Origin of the sequence: Stenotrophomonas sp. CASM110, assembly GCF_049384345.1 — a bacterium.
GTDB classification, from domain to species: Bacteria; Pseudomonadota; Gammaproteobacteria; order Xanthomonadales; family Xanthomonadaceae; genus Stenotrophomonas; species Stenotrophomonas muris.
The window spans coordinates 42216-65841 of record NZ_JBMRGI010000016.1; the positions used below are offsets into that span (position 1 = coordinate 42216).

Below are 23626 nucleotides of genomic sequence, written 5' to 3' on the forward strand. Positions count from 1 at the left end.
CGAATTATACCAGCCGGGGTCGAGCGGCCCTGGTGTGCCCACTATGGCACAGCCACGATCTGTGCATGTTCCACGTGGAACCGGGCGATGTGGGTCAGTTCCTGCAGCGCCGCCGGCGTTTCGGTGGCGGTGATGAAGATCTGCGCCGGCCCACCGAGCAGGCGCTGCAGAACCCGCGCCTGGTGGGTGCGATCCAGCTCCGAGCCCAGATCGTCCAATGCGATCACCGGCCATTCGCCGCGCTGTTCCGCGTAGTCCTCGGCCTGCGCCAGCAGGCAGGCCAATGCCGTCAGCTTGGCCTGGCCGCGGGACAGCGCATCGCGACCCGGAATGCTGTGGAAATCCACGCTCCAGTCTGCCCGGTGCGGACCGACCGAGGTGTATCCGGCCTGGCGGTCACGTTCCCGGGCCAGAAGCAGCGCATCGGCCAGAGGGAGCTCGTGCCGACGCCAGCCCGGGCTGAGTTCCAGTGCCTGGATGCCGAGCTGCGGGGCCAGGCTGGAAGCCAGCGCCACGGTGCGCTGCTGCAGACGCTCCAGGTAGTGCTGCCGACGGCTGGTCAACGGTTCGCCGGCTTCAGCCAGTTCGTGATCCCAGGTATCCAGCATCCGCGACGGGCCACCTTGCTTGAGCAGGGCATTGCGCTGTTTCAGTGCCCGCGAATACCGGCGCCACAGGGACAGGAAATCAGGTTCCACGTGGAACAAGCCCCAATCGAGGAATCGGCGGCGGGGTTCACCACCACCGCTGACCAACGCATGGCTGCCTGGCTCGAATGTGACTACCGCAAGCGCTGCGCACAGATTGCCGAGCTGGGCCACGTCTTCGCCGTCCAGGCGCCCCTTCCAATCCTGACCACTGTGCCGCAGGCCGGCCTTTCGGCGGTGCGGCGGGTGATTGGCACGTTGTTCGTCCCATTCCACGAAGATTTCCAGCGCTTCCTGGCCCTGGCGCACCAATCCATCGCGGACACGACCACGGAAGCTGCGCCCATAGGCCATCAGGTGCAGGGCCTCGAGCACGCTGGTCTTGCCGGCACCGTTGTCGCCGGTCAGCAGGTTCAATCCCGGCTGGGGCGACAGCTCCACCGCATTGAAGCGACGCAGTTGGTGCAGGGCGAGGCGGCGGATAAGCATGGGGCGCGAAAGACCATCCGCACGGGGCGGCAGAGGGGCAGGGAATTCATCAGCTTACTGCATCGGTCAAGCCGGACGTGCCCGGCCAGCTATCCGGCCAGCTATGGAGCAGTTACCGCAGGTCTGCCTGCGCCCTGACCGCTGGCTCCACGTGGCGCTGTTTCCTCATCCCAGCAGATGCGGGTCTCGGCAAGCCCGGAAATCCTTCGATTCTACGAAGGGTAGCGGGGGTGTGAGCCTTGGATTTCGCCAATTTCAGGCGATGCCGTGGACAGCACTTGCCTCGTCGCCGACGAGTACCGGCGGATGAACCTGCAGATTCCTCGAAATCTACGGTCCCATGCCCTGGGCGGTTCCACAGATTTCAAAGAATTCAGACCGATCGTTCCACGCTGTCCACAGCTGCCCTGTATGACTTATACACAAGGTATGGGCAATCTGTGGATAAAAAAGCCCTTTTGCCATGCCTTCGAAACTATCCACAGGTTCCCCCCCAGGCTGGGAGGCCGATATACAGGGGGTTTCAGGTGCATAAATTTCTTTTAAATCAGTCAGATAAGGTGTTTTTCCACGAGATCTGGCTCTACCATCACCACCATGCTTTAGATTTATACCCAGATTTAGAAGCTAGGCTTGCCCCAATCTGCATCGAATCTTCCCTGTGGACAGCGGCGTTTGCAGAGGGAAGTCCATCGCGCCGCGATGCAGGATCATCGGTCCCTGTCAGGCCAGATCTGGGGACAGGCGACGAGTATCGGATCCTGCACCTGGACTTTCGATCAATCGCGACTCGTCATTGCTACGATCCAGCGATCCTGTTTTCAACGATCGAGACGAACATCCCGGAAAGGCAACGGATTTCAACCGAGCCCATCGACGGAAGTGACGTCGTCCGGAGAACTGCGTCTTCTCGATGCTCCACGTGGAACCTGCAAAAAAAAACGCCCGGGAAGATCCCGGGCGTCGTTCGGTTCCACGTGGAACAGCAGCTGTCAGAGACGCAGCGGCATCACCACGTGGCGCGACTTCTCGCTGCTGGACTCACGTACAAGCGCCGAGGAGTTGGAATCGCGCAGCTGGATGATGACTTCCTCATCGCGCAGGGCGGAGAGAGCGTCCAGCAGGTAGTTCACGTTGAAGCCGATGGCCAGATCGCTGACCGTGGTGTCGGCTTCGATCTCTTCCTGGGCTTCTTCCTGTTCCGGGTTGTGCGCGCTGATCTTCAGGTTGCCCGGCGAGACTTCCACGCGGATGCCGCGGTACTTCTCGTTGGACAGGATCGCGGCGCGCTGAAGCGAGGCGCGCAGCGCTTCGCGATCAACCTTCACTTCACGGTCGGCACCGATCGGAATCACCGCTTCGTAGTCCGGGAAGCGGCCGTCGATCAGCTTCGAGGTAAAGGTGACATCGTCGCGCTTGACGCGCACGTGGCTGCGGCCGACTTCCAGCTCGATCTCGCGATCGCCGCTTTCCAGCAGGCGCTGCAGTTCGGTCACACCCTTGCGCGGCACGATGATCTGGCGCTTGGACCCGCTGGGCTTGGCCAGATCGGTTTCACACAGCGCCAGGCGGTGGCCGTCGGTGGCAACGGTACGCAGGGCATAGCCGCGCAGGTCGAACAGCAGGCCGTTGAGGTAGTAGCGCACGTCCTGCTGGGCCATCGCGAACGCGGTGCGCTCGATCAGCTCCTTCAGGGTCGCCTCACCGATGGCCACGCGCTCGGTGGCTTCCACTTCATCCACCGACGGGAAGTCGTTCGAAGGCAGCGTGGCCAGGGTGAAACGGCTGCGACCGGCCTGCACGGTGATCTTGTCTCCGGTCTGCGAGACGGTGATCCGGCTGCCGTCGGGCAGGGCGCGGATGATCTCGAACAGCTTGCGGGCGGGAATGGTGGTTTCGCCGTCCTGGGCATCTTCAACCGCGATCCGCGACACCATCTCCACTTCCAGGTCGGTACCGGTCAGCGACAGCTGGCCGTTCTGCACCTGGACCAGGAAATTGGCCAGAACCGGAAGGGTCTGGCGGCGTTCGACCACGTTGACGACCTGTGCCAACGGCTTGAGAAAGGCTTCGCGCTGCAGTGTGAAACGCATGTGGTTCCGTGCCCCTATGCTTTAAAAAATGTGGAATAAATCAAAAGCTTGGTGGTGCTGGTAGAGACAGAATCGCTGGAAAACAATGCTAAGTCTTTGTAATTAAAGGTATTTCAGACCTCGAAACCCTCTGCATTACCGACCCCCAAGGGGTGGGGAAAGCTGTGGATAAATCTGGCGCGATTTCAAACGGCATTTTTATCCACAACGTGTCCCGCGCTTGCTACCGGATTCTGCACCGTTTTGTGCGATGACGCCTCATCGGCATCCGTGCATCATTCGCTCAGCTTCCGGATCAGCTTGTCCCAGTCCTCGCGGAGCTTGCCGTCGGTCTCCATCAGGGTCCGGATCTGGCGGCAGGCATGCAGCACCGTGGTGTGATCGCGACCGGCAAAGGCGTCGCCGATCTCGGGCAGGCTGTGCTCGGTCAGTTCCTTGGTCAGGGCCATGGCGACCTGGCGGGGACGGGCCAGCGAGCGGGTCCGACGCTTCGACAGCAGATCCTTGATCTGCAGGCCGTAGTAGTCGGCAACGGTTTTCTGGATGTTGGGAATGCTGATCGCCTGCTGCTGGGCGCGCAGCAGGTCGCGCAGGGTTTCCTGGGCGAATTCGGTGGTGATCGCGCGGCCGGTGAAGTTGGCGCGGGCGGTCAGGGTATTCAGCGCGCCCTCGAGGTCGCGCACGTTGGAGCGCATCTTCTTGGCGATCAGGAACGCAACATCATCGGGAATCTCGGCACCGCGTTCGCGCGCCTTGGCCAGCACGATCGCGGCGCGGGTCTCGAAGTCCGGCGGTTCGATCGCGACCGACAGGCCCCAGGCAAGCCGCGACTTCAGGCGCGCTTCCAGGCCCTCGACTTCGCGCGGATAGCGGTCGCAGGTCAGGATGATCTGCTGCTTGCCATCGAACAACGCGTTGAAGGTGTGGAAGAACTCTTCCTGGGTGCGGTCCTTGCCGGCGAAGAACTGGATGTCATCGATCAGCAGCGCATCCACCTGCTGGAACTGGCGCTTGAACTGATCCATGGTCTTTTCCTGCAGGGCCCGGATCATCGCGCTGAAGAACTGTTCCGAACGCAGGTACAACACCTTTGCACCTGGATTGGCCTGGCGCATGGCGTTGCCGGCGGCGAACATCAGGTGGGTCTTGCCCAGGCCCGTGCCTCCGTACAGCAGCAGCGGGTTGTGCGCCCGGTCGCCCGGCTTCTGCGCTGCCTGGAAGGCGGCGGCCAGGCCCAGCTGGTTGCTGCGGCCTTCGACGAAGTTGGCGAACGTGTAGTGGCTGTCCAGATTGCCGGCGAAGGGCACCTGCGGTTCGCTGGACACATGCGCCGACGGCGTGGAAACCGGCGCGTTCTGCGCCTCCACAGGGCGCGGGCGCGAGCCGATTTCAAGAAAAACGTCGCTGAAACCAGCGAAATGCGCCAGCAGCTCGCGGATCCGGGCCAGGTACAGCTCGCGAACCTGGTCGACGATGAAGGCATTCGGTGCATACAGCACCAGGCTGTCCACGCGCAGATCGGCCTGCAGCGGCTTCAACCAGGTATGAACGTCTTCCGGCGGGAACTCCGCTTCGAGGCGCTCGAGACTACGGGACCAGGCATCCATCAGCAATAATCGTCCGGTGGCCGGGGCATGGACGCGACAAGGCGCCCAAACACAGGCCGGAAAGGGGGGAAATGGATGGCTCAGACTACCACCGAGCGCCCGCCTTCGGAATGCTTGTCCCCTACTTATTCACAAAAACATCCACAGCTATTGCACAGCCCGGTGAATTCGCGTAGCTGCCAGGGGTTGACGCGGGGTAGGGTACCTCTCTAGAATTTCCGGTTCTTTCCGTCCCATTCATACGAGAGGCCCCCAATGGCCACGAAGCGCACCTACCAGCCCAGCAACCTCAAGCGTAAGCGCGACCACGGCTTCCGTGCCCGTATGAAGACCGCTGACGGCCGCAAGATCCTGTCGCGTCGCCGCGCCAAGGGCCGCAAAGTCCTGAGCGCCTGATTGCCATGCCGCACCCCGCGGCAGACGCAATCCCTTCGACAGTGAATACTGCAGACCCGCGCAAGCGATTCCCTCGCTCTGCGCGGGTTCGCACGCGTGCCGAATATTCAACGGTCTTCAACGGCGCCCGCCGTGTGTCCGATCCGCTGATGACCCTGCACTGGCTGCCGGCTGACCGGCCGGCCAGGCTGGGTCTGGCGGTTTCCCGCAAGGTTGATCCGAACGCCGTGGGGCGTAACCGGATCAAGCGCGTCCTGCGCGACATCCTGCGTCAGACACGTACCGAAATCCAGCCAGGCGACTTCGTCGTCGTGGCGCGTAGTGCTGCGCGTTCCGCCAGCAACGACGAGATCCGCCAGGCCTTCCTGCGCCTGCTGCGTCGCCTGCGTGCATTGCCCGCGCCGGGCGTGGACGGCACAATGCCGCCGCCTGATGGCATCGCAACTCCTTCTTTGACCGAGCCGGCATCGCGTCCCGGCCCCGCCGAGCCTGTCCGCTGATGAACCAGACCCGCGTATTCCTCATTTTTGCCTGGCTGATGGTGGCCGTGCTGCTGTGGATGGAGTGGAGCCGTGAAAAGGCTGCTCCGACCCCGGCACCGACGACCACGTCGGCCCCGGCTGCTGCACAGAGTGTTCCGGGCGCGACCCCGGGCAGCATCCCCAGCGCGCAGGTCCCGGGTGCGCCGGGCCAGGCCGCTGTGCAGGCCCAGGCCAGCGCCACCCCGGCCAGCCAGCGCGTGACCGTCACCACCGACGTGCTGCGCCTGGTACTGGACGGCGGCCGTGTGCTCGATGCCGAGCTGCTGCAGTTCCCGCAGACCAAGGACGAAGGCAGCCCGCCGGTTCGCCTGCTGACCGAAGACCCCGCGCATCCGTACAGCGCGATCAGTGGCTGGGCCAGCGAAGACAAGAACACCCCGGTTCCCGGCGCTGACGGCTTCAAGCTGGTCGGTGATACCAAGGACTTCGTGCTGGCCAAGGGCCAGAACGAACTGCAGATCCCGTTCGTGTGGACCGCCGACAACGGCGTGACCATCAAGCGCACCCTGACCGTCTCGCGCAACGAGTACGCCGTGCGCTTCAAGGACGAAGTCAGCAATGCCGGCGCCGCACCGTGGAACGGCTACGTCTACCGCACCCTGGACCGCACCCCGACCATCCTGTCGCGGAGCATGACCAACCCGGATTCGTTCAGCTTCAACGGCGCCACCTGGTACGACAACGACAAGAAGTACCAGCGTCGTGCGTTCAAGGATTACCTGGACGACGGCGCACTGAACCAGAACATCACCGGCGGCTGGCTGGCGATGCTGCAGCATCACTTCTTCACCGCCTGGATCCCGCAGAAGGACCAGACCGCGCACTACGTGCTGTCGCAGGTGGCCGGTCGTGACCTGATTGAAGCGCGTGGCCCGGCCTTCACCGTGGCCCCGGGCCAGTCCACCAGCACCGAGGCCCGCCTGTGGGTCGGCCCGAAGCTGGTCAACCTGATCGCCAAGGAAGACGTGCCGGGCCTGGACCGCGTGGTCGACTACAGCCGCTTCTCGATGATGGCGGTGATCGGCCAGGGCCTGTTCTGGGTGCTGAACCAGGTGCACAAGCTGGTCGGCAACTGGGGCTGGGCGATCGTCGGCCTGGTGGTGCTGCTGAAGCTGGTGCTGTACCCGCTGTCGGCGACCCAGTACAAGAGCGGTGCCAAGATGCGCCGCTTCCAGCCGCGCATCGCGCAGCTGAAGGAACGCTATGGCGATGACCGCCAGAAGTTCCAGACCGCGATGATGGAGCTGTACAAGAAGGAAAAGATCAATCCGATGGGCGGCTGCCTGCCGATCCTCATCCAGATGCCGATCTTCTTCGCCCTGTACTGGGTGCTGGTGGAATCGGTCGAACTGCGCCAGGCGCCCTGGTTCGGCTGGATCCAGGACCTGACCGCACGCGACCCGTACTTCATCCTGCCGGTCATCAACGTGGCAGTGATGTGGTTCACCCAGAAGCTGACCCCGGCACCGGGCATGGACCCGATGCAGCAGAAGATGATGCAGTTCATGCCGCTGGTGTTCGGCGTCATGATGGCCTTCATGCCGTCCGGCCTGGTCCTGTACTGGGTGGTCAACGGTGGCCTGGGCCTGCTGCAGCAGTGGTGGATGACCAAGCGCCATGGCGGCGAGCCGGTTGCGGCCACCACCGCTCCGGCCCCGGTCAAGAAGAAGTAATCGGTAGAGCCGGCCGCTGGCCGGCTGACCCCAGCAAAAGCCCGCCGCAAGGCGGGCTTTTCGCATGCGGCGGTAGAATCGCCGGCACACCGTTCCTCCCACCTTCGAGTCCGCCATGCCGCGTGCGTCGTCGTTCCGCCTGTTCCTGCCCTCGCTGTTGTTGACCCTGGTTGTTGCCGGCTGCGGCGACAAGGACGCGAAGGCGCCGGCGACCACCGTCACCCAGCCAAGCGCGCAGGCCGCGGCCGCCGCCGATCCGGCCGCCGCGCCGTTGCTGGCGGCGCTGCAGAAGCAGCTCGACGGCTACCGCCGGATCATCGTGCTGCTGGCAGACGAGGAACAGCAATCGGCCGCCGACCGCGGCACCTCCACGCGTGTGGGCCAGCAGCTGTTCCACGATGGCCTGGAACAGCGCACGGCGATCGCCGCGCAGTTCGACACCCTGCTGCGCGGCTCCAGCCCGCAGCGCTTCGCCACCCTCGGCACCGTGCTGGACTACATCGAGTCGGCGCCGGAACTGTTCGACGCCGACCGCCTGGCCTTCCGCGAAGTGCTGCGTGATCTGCATGAGCGGGTCGGCACTGATTCGTCGCTGCCGGCGGTCAAGCTGCACCAGCGCATCGGCGAGGACCTGGAGGCACTCGACGAGATCGAGCGAAACTACAACCAGGAACTGACCCGCATCTTCAGCCGCTTCGAGCGCACCCGTGCCATCGAGCTGAAGCGTGAGAAGTGGGACGACTACATCGCCCACCTGCACAAGGACTACAGCCGCGAAGCGATCCTGCGCGACTACGGCGTGATCGAGCCCTACCCGATGTCGATGAAGGACAGCGACCGCGAGATCTTCGGCCGCGACCTGCCGGCCAAGACCGTGGTGCTGACCTTCGACGATGGCCCGCACAAGGCCTATACCGATGAAGTGGTGGCCATCCTCAAGCGCTACGACGTGCCGGGCGTGTTCTTTGAAGTGGGCCGCAACCTTGGCAAGGTCGAGGCCGATGGCAAGGTCAGCCTCGGCCCGATGGCGAAGATCAGCCGCAACCTGATGGAAGAGGGCTATGCGGTCGGCAACCACAGCCTGACCCACGCCCAGCTGTCGCGCACCACCGGTGACGCGCTGCGCCAGCAGGTGCTCGACACCGACACGCTGCTGAAGGACGTCGACAGCAAGCGCGCGCCGCTGTTCCGTTTCCCGTATGGCGCGCGCAATGCCGAAGGCCTGCAGCTGCTCAACGAGGCCGGGCTGAAGTCGATCATGTGGAACATCGACTCGATGGACTGGGCCGACCCGGTACCGGAATCGATCGTGCAGCGCGTGCTAGACCAGGTGAACAAGGAACAGCGCGGCATCATCCTGTTCCACGACATCCACGATCGTGCGGTGAAGGCGCTGCCGCAGATCCTCGACCGGCTGATCGCCGATGGTTACCAGTTCGCCGGCTGGAACGGCCGTGACTTCACTGTCGCCCGTGCGCGCAAGGGTGATGCCGGTGCCGCCACGGTCACCACCGGCTACGAGAAGTCCTGGGCGATCGTGGTCGGCATCGACAACTATGCCAAGTGGCCGAAGCTGGAGTACGCCAGCCACGACGCGCAGGCGGTGGCCGATACCCTGACCGGGCAGTTCGGCTTCCCGTCCTCGCAGGTGATCGTGCTGAAGAACGAGCAGGCGACCCGCAACAACATCCTCGCGGCCTTCCACGATCGCCTGGCCGATGACCGCACCGGCAAGAACGACCGCGTGTTCGTGTTCTTCGCCGGCCATGGCGCGACCCGCCAGCTCGCTTCCGGGCGCGACCTGGGCTACATCATTCCGGTCGATTCGGACCCGAAGGAATTCGCCACCGACGCCATCGCGATGACCGACATCCAGAACATTGCCGAGAGCATGCAGGCCAAGCATGTGATGTTCGTGATGGATGCCTGCTACAGCGGCCTGGGCCTGACCCGCGGTGGCCCGTCGTCGTCGTCGTTCCTGCGCGAGAACGCGCGTCGCAGCGCGCGGCAGATGCTGACCGCCGGTGGTGCCGACCAGCAGGTGGCCGATGCTGGCCCCAACGGCCACTCGGTGTTCACCTGGGTGCTGTTGCAGGCGCTGGCCGGCAAGGGCGACCTCAACGGCGACGGCCTGATCACCGGTACCGAGCTGGCCGCCTACGTGGCGCCGGCCGTATCGGCGGTCTCGCACCAGACCCCGGCCTTCGGCAGCCTGCCCGGTTCGCAGGGCGGCGAGTTCGTGTTCCAGGTGCCGGACAGCCAGGAATTCCTCAACGCCGATACGCGCCAGCTGACCGCCGATGCGATCGCGCTGAACAACAAGGTGGATGCGGCCAGCGAGGCGAAGGGCAGCCAGGCGCCGGTGACGGTGGCCGACCTGCAGGGTGGCAAGGCCAAGCTGGTGGTGCCCACCGCTGGCCCGGCGTCCGACCGCCAGCGCGCGCAGCAGGCCAACGACCGCGGCCTGCAGCTGTACCGCGAGAAGCAGTACGACGAGGCAGCCGCGCAGTTCGCCGAAGCGCTGAAGCTGCGTCCTGATTTCGCCCAGGCCGCCAACAACCTCGGCTTCGTCTACTACCGCCAGCAGCGCTATGCAGAAGCCGCGCGCTGGCTGGAGAACACGCTGAAGATCGACCCGTCGCGCGCGGTGGCCCATCTGAACCTGGGCGATGCCTACTTCAACGCCGGCGACAAGGCCAAGGCGAAGCAGGCCTACACCACCTACCTGGCGCTGCAGCCGCAGGGCAGCGGCGCGGCCCAGGCGCGCGCGCAGCTGGAGAAGCTCTGAGCCATGAACGACGCGATCCGCACCGACACCATCGTGGCCATCGCCAGCGCCACCGGCGCCGGCGGTGTCGGCCTGTTGCGCCTGTCCGGTCCGCGCGCTGCGGCGATTGCCAATGCACTGGGGGCGCCTGCACTGCGCCCGCGCCACGCGCACTACGCGCGCCTGCGTGATGCCGACGGCGAGGTCATCGACGATGGCATCGTGCTGTGGTTCCCGGCACCGAACAGTTTCACCGGCGAAGAGGTGGTGGAACTGCAGGGCCATGGCAGCCCGGTGCTGCTGCAGCAGCTGGTCGCGCGCTGCATCGCGCTCGGTGCGCGCCAGGCGCGGCCGGGTGAGTTCAGCGAACGGGCGTTCCTCAACGGCAAGCTGGACCTGGCCCAGGCCGAGGCCATCGCCGACCTGATCGCCGCGGGCGACAACCGTGCCGCACGCGCGGCGCGTCGTTCACTGGATGGCGTGTTCTCGCGCCGCATCGATGCGGTGGTCGAGCAGCTGGTGATGCTGCGCATCCACGTGGAAGCGGCCATCGACTTCGCCGACGAACCGCTGGATACCCTCGGCGGCGCGCAGGTGCGGCGTGGGCTGGAACAGGCGCGCAGCGATCTGGCCATTCTGCGCCGCGATGCCGAACGCGGCCGTCGCCTGCGCGATGGCCTGCACGCGGTGCTGATCGGTCCGCCGAATGCGGGCAAGAGTTCACTGCTCAACGCGCTGGCCGGCAGCGAACGCGCCATCGTCACCGACATCGCCGGCACCACCCGCGACACCCTGCGCGAAACCATCCGCCTGGACGGGCTGGAGCTGACCCTGGTCGACACCGCCGGCCTGCGCGACGGCGGCGACGCCATCGAACGCGAAGGCATGCGCCGCGCCCACGTGGAAATCGAGCGCACCGACCTGGCGCTGATCGTGCTGGATGCGCGCGATCCGGCGGCCGGTGAAGCGGCGCTGGGCGAGGCCGTGGCGGCGGTACCGCACAAGCTCTACATCCACAACAAGTCGGATCTGCTGGCGGCGCTGCCGTCGCTGGCTGATCCGGATCGGGTGTTCGTTTCGGCCGCCACCGGCGCCGGGCTCGACGATCTGCATGCGCGCCTGCGTTCGATTGCTTCGGCCGGTGCCGGTGAGCAGGTGGACGGCGAGTTCTCCGCGCGCACGCGCCACGTGGATGCGATTGAACGCGCGCAGGAACATGCGCAGCGCGCCGATGGCGAGCTGGCGCACGAGCACCTGGAGCTGGCCGCCGAGGAACTGCGGCTGGCCCACGATGCGCTGGGTGAGATCACCGGGCAGATGAGTGCCGATGATCTGCTGGGGAGGATCTTCTCCAGTTTCTGCATCGGCAAGTAACACGGGGTCAGATCCCCAAAGGGGCTCTGACCCTGCACGGTTCCGCCACGGGGTCGGAGCCCCTGCGGGGATCCGACCCCAGGTCCCCCACCTGTCACATTGCCGCCGCATACTGACGCCCATCACATACCGCTTGGGGAAGTCGCAGTGAAGTCGTGGGGTTGTGCGTTGCTGTTGTCGCTGGCCGTGGCACCATCGGTGGCCATGAGTGCTGAATCCTCCACCCCGGCCGTGCCCAAGGTGTCGGTCTACGGCCATCGCGGGGCAAGCGCACTGCTGCCCGAGCACACCCTGGCCTCGTATGCGCAGGCCATCGCCGATGGCGCCGACTACATCGAACCGGACCTGGTGATGACCAGGGACGGGGTGATGGTGGCCCGCCACGAGAACGAGATCGGCGGCACCACCGACGTCGCCTCGCATCCGGAGTTCGCCAGCCGCCGCACCCGCAAGGTGATCGATGGGCAGCAGGTCGAGGGCTGGTTCACCGAGGACTTCACCCTGGCCGAGCTGAAGACCCTGTACGCCCGTGAGCGCCTGCCGGAACTGCGCAGCACCGCCTACGACGGCCAGTTCCGCATCGCCAGCCTGGACGAGATCCTGGCCTTCCTGGTGCAGCAGGCCGGGCGCGCCAACCGTGGCATCGGCCTCGTGCCGGAGATCAAGCACCCGACCTATTTCCAGTCCATCGGCCTGCCGATGGAAGACAAGCTGCTGGCCGCACTGCGTGGCAACGCGTACACCAATGTCGGCCCGGTCACGATCCAGTCATTCGAGACTGCCAACCTGCGCTACCTGCATGGCAAGATCGGCCGGGGCAGCAACATCCGCCTGCTGCAGCTGCTGTGGAAGGGCGATACCCAGCCGGCCGACATCGCCAAGGCCGGCGGCACGCTGACCTACGCACAGATGATGACCCCGGCCGGGCTGAAGGACATCGCCGCCTACGCCGATGGCATCGGCCCCGAGCTGCGCTCGATCATTCCGCTGGATGCCAAGGGCGCGCTGGGTACGCCGACCTCGCTGGTACATGATGCGCACGCGGCCGGCCTGATGGTGATTCCGTACACCTTCCGCCCGGAGAACCATTTCCAGCCCAGCAACCTGCGCAAGGGCGCCGACAACGCGCGCAACGTCGAAGGCTCGATCGCCGAGATGCGCGCCTACCTGGCGACCGGCATCGATGCCTTCTTCACCGATGATCCGGCGCTGGGCCGGCAGGCGGTGGATGGGATGGGCACAGCGGGGAACTGAGCGATCAACGCGCCGGGCATGGCCCGGCGCTACCCGGGGGCCGGTGTGCTCTGGTAGGTGCCAACCTTGGTTGGCACGCAACAACCGCGCCGACCAAGGTCGGCCACTACCGGTTCATGAGGTTGCCGGCCAGCGGCCGGCACGACCGTCCCCTCAACCGCGCGGCTCGTCCGGCCGGCGGAACGGGATCACCACGTAGTCCTGGCCCTCGCGCGGCTGCCACAGCACCGGCACGCGCTGCGGTGACGGCGGCTCCAGCTCGTCGTCGGCCAGCGGCTCGGCCTCGTCTTCTTCGTCTTCCCAGCTGTAGCGCTGGCGCGGCGGCAGCGGATCGGCGTTGCGGAACAGCAGCGCGGCGATGATGCCGGCGAAGGCGCCGCCCATGTGCGACTGCCAGGACACGCCATCGGCATGCGGCAGGATGGTCATCAGCATGCCGCCATAGAACAGCATGCCGATCAGGCCGGTGGCGATTGCCGCACGGTCGCGGCGCAGCAGGCCGAGGCTGGCCAGCAGGAACATCAGGCCATGGGTCACGCCACTGGCACCCAGGTGCACGCTGCCCGGATTGCCCAGCATCCACGCGCCGAGGCCTGAACCCAGCCACAGCAGGGGCAGGGCGCGCACGGTGGCTTTGGGATACACACTGCCGGCCAGGGTGCCGAGGATCAGGATGGCGATGCTGTTGGCGGCGATGTGCTCGACCGAGGCATGCAGCATCGGGCCGCCGATCAGGCCGAGCAGGCCCTTGGCTTCCAGTGGCGCAACCGCCCACGGTCGCCAGTCGAACGTGCCCTGCAGGGCGAACACGGCCACCAGCACCAGCACGGCCGCCAGGCTGACATTGAACGCCCGCAGGATGCGCGAGCGGTCATTGCGGGGGGCCGGCACGTCGCCGGCGGGCAGGGGCGTGTTGTTGTCCATACCTCAGCAATGGCGGTGGCTGGCGCGAAACCAAGGCCACTGTTGCGGGAGAGTGGGTGCGGTCGGCGGGACAATCCCGCCGGCCGCGCCTTCCCACCGCTCAGGCTCAGGCGTGGCCCGAGCCTTCCTTCGGCGGGTACTTCAGGCTCAGCACCACGGTGGCGGCGATGATCACCGCGACCACGCCCAGCGACACCGGGGTCGGGATCTTGAACAGGTCGATGATCATCATCTTGATGCCGATGAAGGCCAACACCAGCGCCAGGCCGTACGGCAGCAGGTGGAAGCGGTCGGCCATGCCGGCCAGCAGGAAGAACATCGCACGCAGGCCCAGCACCGCGAACACGTTGGAGGTGAGCACGATGAACGGGTCGGTGGTGATCGCGAAGATCGCCGGGATGCTGTCCACGGCGAAGATCACGTCGGTGACCGCGATCAGGATCAGCACCGCGAACAGCGGGGTGAACCAGCGCACGCCATCGCGCTTCACGCTCAGCGCATTGCCGGCGTAGTCCGGCAGCAGGCGCAGGTGCTTGCGCATCCAGCGCAGGGCGGGGTTGGTTTCCAGATCCGGTTCCTGGCCGGCGGCGAACCACATCTTCCAGCCGGTGAACAGCAGGAAGGCACCGAACACGTAGAGCAGCCAATGGAACTGGCTGATCAGCACGCTGCCGGCGAAGATCATGATCGTACGCAGCACGATCGCACCCAGGATGCCGATGATCAGCACCTTCTGGCGCTGCTCCTCCGGTACTGCGAAGTAGCTCATGATCATCAGGAACACAAAGATGTTGTCGACCGCCAGCGCCTTCTCGACCAGGTAGCCGGTCAGGAATTCGAGGCCGACCTTGTTGGCCACCACCTGGCCGGCGGTCTCATTCAGGTAGTACCAGAGGCCGGCGTTGAACAGCAGGGCCAGCGCGACCCAGCCGATCGACCACCACAGGGCTTCCTTGAAGGTGACCTTGTGCGGTCCACCATGGCGCATCAACACGAGGTCGACCAGCAGGGCGATGACCACCACCGCTGCGAAGCCGCCCCACAACCACACGTTACCGATCGTCTGCATTGGGAATGTCCGTTGGAAAGATGAATGCCAGGCCGGACGGCGAGGATCTGCAACGGAGGATCGGGAGGGGGATCCAGGGACAGAGCTTCGCCAGTACGGCGAAGGTCTCGCTCGCAGTTCCAGTCGGCTGGAACTGCCGTTGCACCGGAGCCTGCGGGCTCGAAATGACGGCGACAACGTCTGGGAGCTACTCCCCTTCTGGCGCCGATTCTGCCGTCTGGCTGGGCCGCCGTCAAATGGGGGACGAGGGGTCGGATCCCCGTAGGGGCTCTGACCCCATTCCCGAGCCCGTTCCGGCCTGGTGGGTGCCAACCTTGGTTGGCACGCCGGCGGGGGTCAGAGCCCCTGCGGGGATCTGACCCCGGCGCCCGGTTTACAATGGGTGGATGAATACCCCCCTTCCGATTGTCCGCCTCAAGAATGCGTGGCGCTCCAGCCACCCGTGGATCTTCCAGAAACTGGTCGAGAAGCCGACCGTCCGGCCCAAGCCCGGTTCCATCGTCGACGTGGTCGGCATTGATGGCGAGTTCGTTGGCCGCGGGTTCTACAACGGGCATTCGCGCATTGCCGTGCGCATCCTTGAGACCGACCAGAACGTGCCGGTGGATGCCGGCTGGTTCTCGCGCAAGATTGCCCAGGCGGTGTCGCTGCGCCGTGAGGTGCTCAAGCTCGACGCGGTCTCCGACGCCTGGCGCGTGGTGCACAGCGAAGGCGACGGCCTGTCCGGCCTGGTGGTGGATCGCTACGGCGACCTGGTGGTGGTCGAATTCTTCGCCGCCGGCATGTTCCGCCACCGCGAGTGGATCTACGACGCCCTGCGCGAGCAGTTCCCGGGTTGCCGCTTCCACAGCTTCGCCGATGAGCACGTGCAGAAACAGGAAAGCTTCGATTTCCACGGCAATACCACCACCGAAGCGTCGGTGATCACCGAGTACGGCATCAAGTTCCGCGCCGACCCGGCCGGTGCGCACAAGACCGGCTTCTTCGCCGACCAGCGCGAGAACCGCGAGTGGCTGAGCCAGCAGGTGGAAGGCAAGCGCGTGCTGGACCTGTGCTGCAACACCGGCGGTTTTGCGGTGTATGCGGCGGCGCGAGGCGCCTCGGAAGTGGTCGGCATCGACATCGATGAAGACGTCATCCAGATCGCCAAGGGCAATTCGCGCCTGAACAACGTGCGCCCGAAGTTCGTCCAGTCCGACATCTTCCCGTGGCTGCGTGATGCGGCCAATCGTGGCGAGCAGTACGACGTGGTGATCCTGGACCCGGCGAAGATGACCCGCGACCGCGACCAGGTCATTACTGCGCTGAAGAAGTACCTGGACATGAACAAGCTGGCGCTGGGCGTGGTCAAGCCGGGCGGCCTGTTCGCCACGTTCTCCTGCACCGGCCTGGTGGCCGAGGACCAGTTCCTCGACATGCTGCGCCGCGCGGCGTATTTCTCCGGCCGCACGATCCAGATCCTGAAGGTGGCCGGCGCCGGTCCGGACCACCCGTTCATGGCCCACGTGCAGGAATCGCGTTACCTGAAGGCCGTGTTCTGCCGCGTGGTGGACTGACCGCGTCACTGCCGATCTCTGTAGAGCCGAGCCCACGCTCGGATGATCTGTCTGGCAGCCGAGCATGGGCTCGGCTCTACAAAAAGGCCGGGTGCAGCGCTATGGTCGGGCTCTTCCCATTGCCGGTGAGAGCCCATGCCATCGTTGCGCCACCTGTCCGTCGTGCTCGCCGTGGCGCTGTGCGCGCCGCTGTCGGCTCATGCCATCGAGTTCAGCGCCGAGGAACTGGCCCGTGCCAAGGCGCTGCAGCAGCGCCTGGTCACGCTCGACAGCCATCTGGATACGCCGGCAAATTTCGGTCGGACCGGCTTCGACATCGAGCAGCGCCACGACCGCAACGCGCTTTCGCAGGTGGACTACCCGCGCATGGTCGAAGGTGCGCTCGATGGCGGTTTCTGGGCGATCTACACCGACCAGGGCGATCGCAGCGCAGCGGCCCACCTGGCCGAGCGTGACCACGGCCTGCAGCGACTGCTGGAAATCCGCGAGATGCTGGCGGCCAATCCCGCGCGCTTCGCGCTGGCACTGACCGCCGATGATGCGGCGCGGATCAAGGGCGCCGGCAAGCGCGTGGTCTACATCAGCATGGAAAATGCCAGCCCGCTGGTGGAAGACCCGAGCCTGCTCTCGTTCTACCACCGCGCCGGCCTGCGGCTGCTCAGCACCGTGCACTTCGCCAACAACGAGTTCGCCGATTCGGCCACCGATCCCAAGGGCGCGGAGTGGAAGGGCCTGAGCCCGGCCGGCAAGGAGCTGGTGCGGCAGGCAGTGAAGCTGGGCATCGTGATCGACCAGTCGCATGCCTCGGACGCGGTGTTCGACGACCTGCTGGCGATGATGCCGGTGCCCTTCGTGCTGTCGCACAGCTCGGCCAAGGCCGTGTACGACCACCCGCGCAATCTTGATGACGCGCGGCTGCGCAAGCTGGCCAAGGCCGGCGGCGTGATCCAGGTGAACGCCTATGGCGGCTACCTGATCGACACGGCGAAGACGCCCGAGCGCAAGCAGGCCGAAGAAGCGCTGAGCAGGCAGCTGGGCGGCTGGGAAGGCATGGGCATCGAGCAGGGTGTTGCGCTGCTGAAGGCCGAGCAGGCACTGGACCACGAGCACCCGGTGCGCCACGCCAGCCTGGATGATTTCTTCGCCCACTTCGAGCACATCCTCAAGGTGGTCGGCCCCGAGCACGTGGGCATCGGCCTGGACTGGGATGGCGGCGGTGGCCTGAGTGACCTGCCCGATGTCAGCCAGCTGCCGAAGATCACCGCCTGGCTGCTGCGCAAGGGCTATACCGAGCAGCAGATTGCCGGCATCTGGGGCGGCAACCTGCTGCGGGTGATGCGCCAGGCGCAGGATTACGCCGCAAAGCAGGGCGGTTGAAACGCCGTGCGGTGGTGCCGGCCAGCGGCTGCATTGCCCCTATCAACAGGATTCGGGTTGCCGGCCAGCGGCCGGCACTACCGGTGATCGGTCTATTTCGCGATCAGCGCATGGCGTCGGCTGTACAGCAGGTACAGCACCAGGCCGGCCACGTTCCACAACAGGAAGTACAGCTGGGTGGTGTGCGGCAGGCTGATGAACAGGTAGATGCAACCCAGCGCGGCCAGCGGGCCAACCACGAAGGCCAGCGGCGTGCGGAACGTGCGCGCGCGGTCCGGCTCGCGCAGGCGCAGCACCACCAGGCAGACGCCCACTGCAGTGAACGCGGCCAGGGTACCGGCATTGGCCAGCGCGGCGATCTCGTCCAGGCGGGCCACGCCGGCCAGCGCCGACACCACCACCGCAGTGAACAGTGTGGTCGCCACCGGCGTGCCGGTACGCGCGTTGACCTTGGACAGGCCACGCGGCAGCAGGCCGTCGCGGCTCATCACGAAGAAGATGCGGCTCTGGCCGTACAGGAAGGCCAGCAGCACGGTCGGCAGCGCGATGATCGCAATCACGCCGATCACCATCGCCGCTGTCGGATGGCCCAGCTGGCGCATGATCAGCGCCAGCGGCTCGGCGCTGTGCCCGAACACGGCGTAGCTCATCGCACCCACTGCGGCCAGCGCCACCAGCACGTAGACAATGGTGCAGCCGATCATCGAACCGATGATGCCGATCGACAGGTCACGGCCCGGGTTCTTGGTCTCCTCCGCAGCAGTGGAGATCGCATCGAAGCCGTAGAAGGCGAAGAAGATGATCGCCGCTGCCGCCATCACGCCGTGCTCGACGCCATCGGGGCCCATCGACTTGGCAAAGCCATACGGCATGAACGGCTGCAGGTTGGCGCTGTCGAACGCAGGCAGGGCCACGGCCACGAAGATCGCCAGCGCGATCAGCTTGAACACCACCAGGATGGCATTGAGCGTGGCGCTTTCCTTGGTCCCGGCCATCAGCATGCCGGCCACCAGCCAGGTGATGATGATCGCCGGCAGGTTGATCATGCCGCCTTCCACGTGCGGGCCGGCTGCCAGCCAGGCCGGCAGGTGCACGTTCCAGCCGAACTGGGTGTGGACCCATTCGAGGAAGCCGACGAAGTAGCCGGACCAGCCCACCGCCACCGTACTCACCACCAGCGAGTACTCCAGGATCAGGCTCCAGCCCACCACCCAGGCGAACACCTCGCCCAGCGCACTGTAACTGTAGGTGTAGGCGCTGCCGGCGGCCGGCATCATCGTCGACAGCTCGGCATAGGACAGCGCCGCACAGGCGCAGACCGCACCGGCGATGGCGAAGGAGATCAGCACGGCCGGGCCGGCCAGGTTGGCACCGACGCCGATCAGCGTGTAGATGCCGGTGCCGACGATGGCACCGATGCCCAGTGCGATCAGGTGCGGCCAGCTGAGCGTCGGGATCAGGCGCCTGCCGGCTTCGTGGACGGTGACGGAATCTAGGGACTTGCGCCGGAACAGGGACATGCAGGCCTCGGAAGGGGTGACTAAGAACGACAAGTTCCCGAGTGTGACCGAACGCAGCGCAGCATTACCACTGACGGGGGTCATGCATGGCGGGGCACGCGCTGCGCCCCGGCCAGGCTGCCGGAATCGGCATAATCCGGCGGCAGCCACCGGTGTACGTTCGTCCCGGCCCCCGCTAGGACTCGATGTTGGCCATGCCGCTGTCCGAATAGCGTTCGCCGGCCGCGGCATGCAGCGGGAAGGCCGCATCCAATGCGTCCAGCGTGGCCGCATCCAGTTCCACCTGCAGTGCAGCGAGGTTCTCGTCCAGCCGTGCCCGCCGCGTCGTGCCCGGGATCGGCACGATGTGCCCGCCGCGCGACAGCACCCAGGCCAGCGCCAGCTGCGAGGCAGCGATGCCGCGCTCGGCGGCCAGCGCCTGCACGGTGTCCACCAATGCCAGGTTGCGCTGGAAGTTTTCGCCTTCGAAGCGGGGCGAGGTGCGCCGGTAATCGTCGGCGTCGAAGTCGTCCGGGCTGCGGATGGCGCCGGTCAGGAAGCCACGGCCCAGCGGCGAATACGGCACGAAGCCGATGCCCAGCTCCGCCGTGGTGGCCAGCACTCCGTTCTGCTCCGGCTCGCGCGACCACAGCGAGTACTCGCTCTGCACCGCCGTGATCGGGTGCACCGCATGGGCGCGGCGGAGGGTGGCCGCCGAGGCCTCGGACAGGCCCAGCCAGCGCACCTTGCCCTGTTCCACCAGGCGTGCCATGGCACCCACGGTGTCCTCGATCGGCACGGTCGGGTCGACGCGGTGCTGGTAGTACAGGTCGATGTGGTCCACGCCCAGGCGACGCAGGCTGGCCTCGCAGGCGGCCTGCACATAGTCCGGGTGGCCGTTGATCTGCCGCGCCTTCGGGTCAGCCGGGTCCAGGCCGATGCCGAACTTGCTGGCCAGGAACACCTGGTTGCGGCGGCCGGCAATCGCGCGACCGACCAGCACCTCGTTGGTGTGCGGGCCATACACATCGGCGGTGTCGAGCAGGGTCACGCCACGGTCCAGCGCGTGCCGGATGACGGCAATGCCGTCATCGTCACTGCCGCGGCCGCCGTAATACGCGCTCATGCCCATGCACCCCAGGCCGAGGGCGGACACGGTGGGGCCGGCGGGGCCGAGAGTACGGGTCTTCATGTGGATCTCCTTGGGGAAGGCGCCACGTCTGGATGGGCAGTGGCGAGGGGCACAGCATCCTCCACGCCATCATGTGGATAAACTGCGTGTCACCGGACTTACCTTGAAGGCTGCCTTCACAATGGATGCCTCCGTCCCGCTCACTGCTGTGGTCGCTTTCGTCCACGTGGCCGAGCACGCCAGCTTTACCCGCGCCGCCGATGCCCTGGGTGTGTCGACCTCGGCGCTGTCGCAAAGCGTGCGCGCGCTGGAAGCGCGGATGGGCGTGCGGCTGCTGCAGCGGACCACGCGGCGGGTCAACCTGACCGAGCACGGCGCGCGTTTCCTGCAGCGCGTGCGCGGCGGCCTGGACCAGATCGACCAGGCACTTGCCGAACTGGACAGCGCGCGCTCGGTGCCTGCCGGGCGGCTGCGCGTGACCCTGCCGCGCATCGTCGCCGATCGCATGGTGCTGCCGCGGCTGCCCGACTTCCTTGCGCGTTACCCGCAGGTGCAGGTGGAACTGTGCGTCGACCCCGCGCTGACCGATCTGGTGGCCGAGGGCTTCGACGCCGGCATCCGCCTGGGCGAATCACTCGCACAGGGCATGATCGCGGTGCCGGTCGGGCCACCCGAGCGGCAGGTGGTGGTAGCCACGCCGGCCTATTTCGAACGCCATGGCGTGCCGCAGACCCCGCATGACCTGCAGGGCCACGCCTGCATCGTGCACCGGCTGGCCAACGGCCGGCTGATGCCCTGGGAGTTCAGCCGCGACGGCCACGACCTGGACGTGCAAGTGAGCGGGCGGCTGGTGTTCAACGATGCCGGCGTCGCCCATGGTGCCGTGCTGGCGGGTCTGGGCATGGCCCAGGGCTTCGCCTCGTTGATGGCCGACGACATCAACGCTGGGCGACTGCAGAGCGTGCTGCAGGACTGGCAGCCGCCATTCCCCGGATTCCACCTGTACTACCCGGCGCGTGAGCAGATGGCGCCCAAGCTGCGGGTGTTCATCGACCACCTGCGCGCGGAGATGCACGACCGGTAGATGCCAACCTTGGTTGGCATGCTTCAATCGACCACGCGCGCCGCTACGCCTCCCGGCCAATGGCAGCCATCCTCCTGCCACGCCTGGCTGTCATCGTGGAAGGTGGTGCGACGGCCATCACGGGCGCGTTCGTAGCTCAGATCCAGCACCAGCGCGCCCTGCGTGCTCAGCAGGTAGCGGCCGTTGAGGCGCCCGTCGATGCGCTCTTCCCACACGCTGTCGAACTGGTACGGGCGATCTTCGGCCAGCACCGTGGTCTCCATCGAGATCCGGTGCAGGGGCAGGCGCTCGCGCTGGCCGGCGTAACGCACGTCGGCCCGGCCGTCTTCCAGCCAGCGCCATTCCAGGTGGATGTTGTCGTTGCGACCGCCCGTCAGGCAGCGATGGTCCTGCACGGTGCCGGCAGAGGCGGCACCGGCCAGCAGCAGGGTCATGCCGAGCAGTGGCAGCCGCCCGTTCATCCGTTCAGCCCCAGGCGGATGCCGAACCCCACCAGGAACAGGCCGGCCACGCGACGCAGCGCATCGCTGATCCGCGGGTGCTGGATCAACCGGCGGCGGGCCAGGTTGCCCACGCCGATCAGCATCGAGCAGTAGGCGATACTGACCACCAGGATGATGCCGGCCAGCGCGGCGAAGGTGGCGATGCCCTGGTGCGCCTTCGGATCGATGAACAACGGCAGGAAGGCCATGTAGAACAGGATCGCCTTCGGGTTGAGCAGGCTGACCAGGATCGCCTGCTGGAAGTAGCGGCCGGGTTGCATGCGGATCGGGCCGGCGTCGCCGCCCTCGTGCTTGGGCGTGCGCAGCAGGCTGATGCCGACCCACACCAGGTAGGCCGCGCCGAGGTACTGCACGGCGTGGAATACCAGAGGATTGGCCTTCAGCAGTGCGGCCACGCCGGCCAGCGCCAGCCACATCAGGATCTGGTCGCCGACCAGCAGGCCGGCCAGTGCGGTGTAGCCGCCGCGCACGCCGCCACGGCCGGTGGCAGTCAGCAGCGTGAAGGTACCGGGACCGGGCAGGGCGAGAAACACCAGCACGGCGACCAGAAACGTCCACAGGTCCTGGATGCCCATCCACGGCATGGCGGTGCTCTTCTGTTACGGGGGGCCGCCATTGTCGGCCAGCGCTGCGGCGGGCGACAGGGGGCCGGTGGGGCCAACCGGCATCCCGGACAGCAGCGGTTGCAGGTGCTGGCGCAGCTGCGCGTGCAGCTGCCGCACGGCGGGTGAGAACTGCTTGCGATGCGGGCACACCAGCTGCAGCGGGATGCTGCTGCCAACGCCGTCCAGCAGCACCTGCAGGCGCCCGGCCAGCACATCCTCGCGCAGGTCCAGCCAGGACTTGTAGGTGATGCCTTCGCCGGCCACGGCCCAGCGCCGCACCACGTCGGCGTCGTCGCAGACCAGCGGGCCGCGTACCGGAACCACGCTGCGGCGCCCGTCCACCTCGAACGACCAGCGATCGTAGGCGCGGCCATTGAGTTGATAGACCAGGCAGTCGTGCTCGCGCAGATCCTCCAGGCGCGTGGGCGGGCCACGCCGCTGCAGGTAGCCGGGCGAGGCGGCCAGCACGCGCCGGTTGCCTTCCAGCAGGGGCAGGGCTACGTAGTTGGCGTAATCGAAGTGGCCGATGCGGATGGCCACGTCGACCGGTTCGCGGAACACGTCGGCGACCTCGTCGGACAGGCGCAGGTGCAGGCGCAGCCGCGGGTGCGCGGCGCGGAACGCGCTCAGCCAGGGCAACAGCAGGTTGCGGCCGAAGTCCGACGGCGCCGACAGCTGCAGGATGCCGTGCAGCTCGGTGTCCTCGCCCTGCACGCGGGCCTGGCCTTCGCGCAGGGTGGCCAGCACCTCCTGCGCATACGGCAGGTAGAGCGCGCCCTCGCCGGTCAGGCGCAGGCTGCGGGTCGTGCGCACGAACAGGCGCAGGTCCAGCTCGCGCTCCAGCCGTGCCACCGCCGCAGCGACCTGCCCGGGCAGCAGGTCGGCCTCGCGGGCGGCCTGCGAGAAGCTGCCCAGCGCGGCAGTGCGGACGAACAGCTGCAGATCGTCGATGCGGATCATCTTCATCGCCAGAGTGAAAGTGCTGCCCGATTCTGCGCCTTTCCGAGGGAGCGCGCGCGGCGCAACCTGTCGCCT

General features: G+C 66.4%; 19 protein-coding genes. 9 read left to right on the top strand and 10 right to left on the bottom strand.

Annotated features, from left to right (window positions below):
* Positions 1 to 41 precede the first annotated feature (41 nt).
* The 3 genes from recF to dnaA all read right to left on the bottom strand — a co-directional run bounded on the left by recF (position 42) and on the right by dnaA (position 4836).
* Positions 42 to 1136 carry a DNA replication/repair protein RecF gene (gene recF, locus VG561_RS14545; RefSeq protein WP_014645406.1) on the bottom strand — a complete coding sequence of 365 codons (1095 nt, stop codon included), beginning with the start codon at positions 1134 to 1136 and terminating at the stop codon, positions 42 to 44.
* 992 nt (positions 1137 to 2128) lie between these two features.
* Positions 2129 to 3229 (bottom strand): DNA polymerase III subunit beta, encoded by a 1101-nt coding sequence (dnaN, locus tag VG561_RS14550; RefSeq protein ID WP_423179722.1) that lies wholly within the window; start codon positions 3227 to 3229, stop codon positions 2129 to 2131.
* A 275-nt stretch (positions 3230 to 3504) separates the two neighbouring features.
* Positions 3505 to 4836 (bottom strand): chromosomal replication initiator protein DnaA, encoded by a 1332-nt coding sequence (gene dnaA / locus VG561_RS14555; protein ID WP_014645405.1) that lies wholly within the window; start codon positions 4834 to 4836, stop codon positions 3505 to 3507.
* A gap of 255 nt (positions 4837 to 5091) precedes the next feature.
* Between dnaA and rpmH the strand changes: the two genes are divergently transcribed.
* The 6 genes from rpmH to VG561_RS14585 all read left to right on the top strand — a co-directional run bounded on the left by rpmH (position 5092) and on the right by VG561_RS14585 (position 12842).
* On the top strand, positions 5092 to 5232 hold the full coding sequence (gene rpmH / locus VG561_RS14560) for a 50S ribosomal protein L34 (RefSeq protein ID WP_005411729.1): 141 nt from the start codon (positions 5092 to 5094) through the stop codon (positions 5230 to 5232).
* A 5-nt stretch (positions 5233 to 5237) separates the two neighbouring features.
* Positions 5238 to 5732, top strand: coding sequence for a ribonuclease P protein component (rnpA, locus tag VG561_RS14565; protein WP_080053031.1), 495 nt, complete (start codon positions 5238 to 5240; stop codon positions 5730 to 5732).
* A complete protein-coding gene (gene yidC, locus VG561_RS14570; protein ID WP_014648955.1) occupies positions 5732 to 7447 on the top strand; it encodes a membrane protein insertase YidC in 1716 nt (571 codons plus the stop codon). Before rnpA ends, yidC begins: the two co-directional genes overlap by 1 nt.
* Positions 7448 to 7562: 115 nt before the next feature.
* Positions 7563 to 10235, top strand: coding sequence for a polysaccharide deacetylase family protein (locus VG561_RS14575; protein WP_032958459.1), 2673 nt, complete (start codon positions 7563 to 7565; stop codon positions 10233 to 10235).
* Positions 10236 to 10238: 3 nt separating this feature from the next.
* On the top strand, positions 10239 to 11588 hold the full coding sequence (gene mnmE, locus VG561_RS14580; protein ID WP_169411746.1) for a tRNA uridine-5-carboxymethylaminomethyl(34) synthesis GTPase MnmE: 1350 nt from the start codon (positions 10239 to 10241) through the stop codon (positions 11586 to 11588).
* Positions 11589 to 11735: 147 nt separating this feature from the next.
* Positions 11736 to 12842, top strand: a complete 1107-nt coding sequence (locus VG561_RS14585; RefSeq protein WP_197605461.1) for a glycerophosphodiester phosphodiesterase — start codon at positions 11736 to 11738, stop codon at positions 12840 to 12842.
* Positions 12843 to 12995: 153 nt separating this feature from the next.
* On the opposite strand, the gene VG561_RS14590 is transcribed toward VG561_RS14585, so the two are convergent.
* Positions 12996 to 13766: a rhomboid family intramembrane serine protease gene (locus VG561_RS14590; RefSeq protein WP_032958447.1), complete on the bottom strand. Its 771-nt coding sequence runs from the start codon at positions 13764 to 13766 to the stop codon at positions 12996 to 12998.
* 106 nt (positions 13767 to 13872) lie between these two features.
* Positions 13873 to 14835, bottom strand: coding sequence for a TerC family protein (locus tag VG561_RS14595; RefSeq protein ID WP_014648950.1), 963 nt, complete (start codon positions 14833 to 14835; stop codon positions 13873 to 13875).
* 386 nt (positions 14836 to 15221) lie between these two features.
* Here VG561_RS14595 and VG561_RS14600 point away from each other — a divergent pair, with 386 nt between their 5' ends.
* Both VG561_RS14600 and VG561_RS14605 read left to right on the top strand, forming a co-directional pair.
* Positions 15222 to 16391 (top strand): class I SAM-dependent rRNA methyltransferase, encoded by a 1170-nt coding sequence (locus VG561_RS14600; protein ID WP_014648949.1) that lies wholly within the window; start codon positions 15222 to 15224, stop codon positions 16389 to 16391.
* Between the two features lie 135 nt (positions 16392 to 16526).
* The gene (locus VG561_RS14605; protein WP_126411550.1) at positions 16527 to 17768 is read left to right on the top strand and encodes a dipeptidase; all 1242 of its coding nucleotides are present in this window, start codon (positions 16527 to 16529) and stop codon (positions 17766 to 17768) included.
* Between the two features lie 92 nt (positions 17769 to 17860).
* Here VG561_RS14605 and VG561_RS14610 read toward each other — a convergent pair whose 3' ends face one another.
* Together VG561_RS14610 and VG561_RS14615 are read right to left on the bottom strand one after the other, a co-directional pair.
* The gene (locus tag VG561_RS14610) at positions 17861 to 19288 is read right to left on the bottom strand and encodes an amino acid permease (protein WP_046433392.1); all 1428 of its coding nucleotides are present in this window, start codon (positions 19286 to 19288) and stop codon (positions 17861 to 17863) included.
* 175 nt (positions 19289 to 19463) lie between these two features.
* Positions 19464 to 20459, bottom strand: coding sequence for an aldo/keto reductase (locus tag VG561_RS14615; RefSeq protein WP_126411549.1), 996 nt, complete (start codon positions 20457 to 20459; stop codon positions 19464 to 19466).
* A gap of 121 nt (positions 20460 to 20580) precedes the next feature.
* Between VG561_RS14615 and VG561_RS14620 the strand changes: the two genes are divergently transcribed.
* A complete protein-coding gene (locus tag VG561_RS14620; RefSeq protein ID WP_046433388.1) occupies positions 20581 to 21483 on the top strand; it encodes a LysR family transcriptional regulator in 903 nt (300 codons plus the stop codon).
* A 23-nt stretch (positions 21484 to 21506) separates the two neighbouring features.
* Here VG561_RS14620 and VG561_RS14625 read toward each other — a convergent pair whose 3' ends face one another.
* Genes VG561_RS14625 through VG561_RS14635 form a run of 3 tightly spaced genes read right to left on the bottom strand, consistent with a single transcriptional unit; the run spans position 21507 to position 23557 of the window.
* Positions 21507 to 21944 (bottom strand): hypothetical protein, encoded by a 438-nt coding sequence (locus tag VG561_RS14625; protein ID WP_014648944.1) that lies wholly within the window; start codon positions 21942 to 21944, stop codon positions 21507 to 21509.
* Positions 21941 to 22570 (bottom strand): leucine efflux protein LeuE, encoded by a 630-nt coding sequence (leuE, locus tag VG561_RS14630; RefSeq protein WP_005411716.1) that lies wholly within the window; start codon positions 22568 to 22570, stop codon positions 21941 to 21943. Before leuE ends, VG561_RS14625 begins: the two co-directional genes overlap by 4 nt.
* Before the next feature lie 15 nt (positions 22571 to 22585).
* On the bottom strand, positions 22586 to 23557 hold the full coding sequence (locus VG561_RS14635) for a LysR substrate-binding domain-containing protein (protein ID WP_423179723.1): 972 nt from the start codon (positions 23555 to 23557) through the stop codon (positions 22586 to 22588).
* Positions 23558 to 23626: the final 69 nt, after the last annotated feature.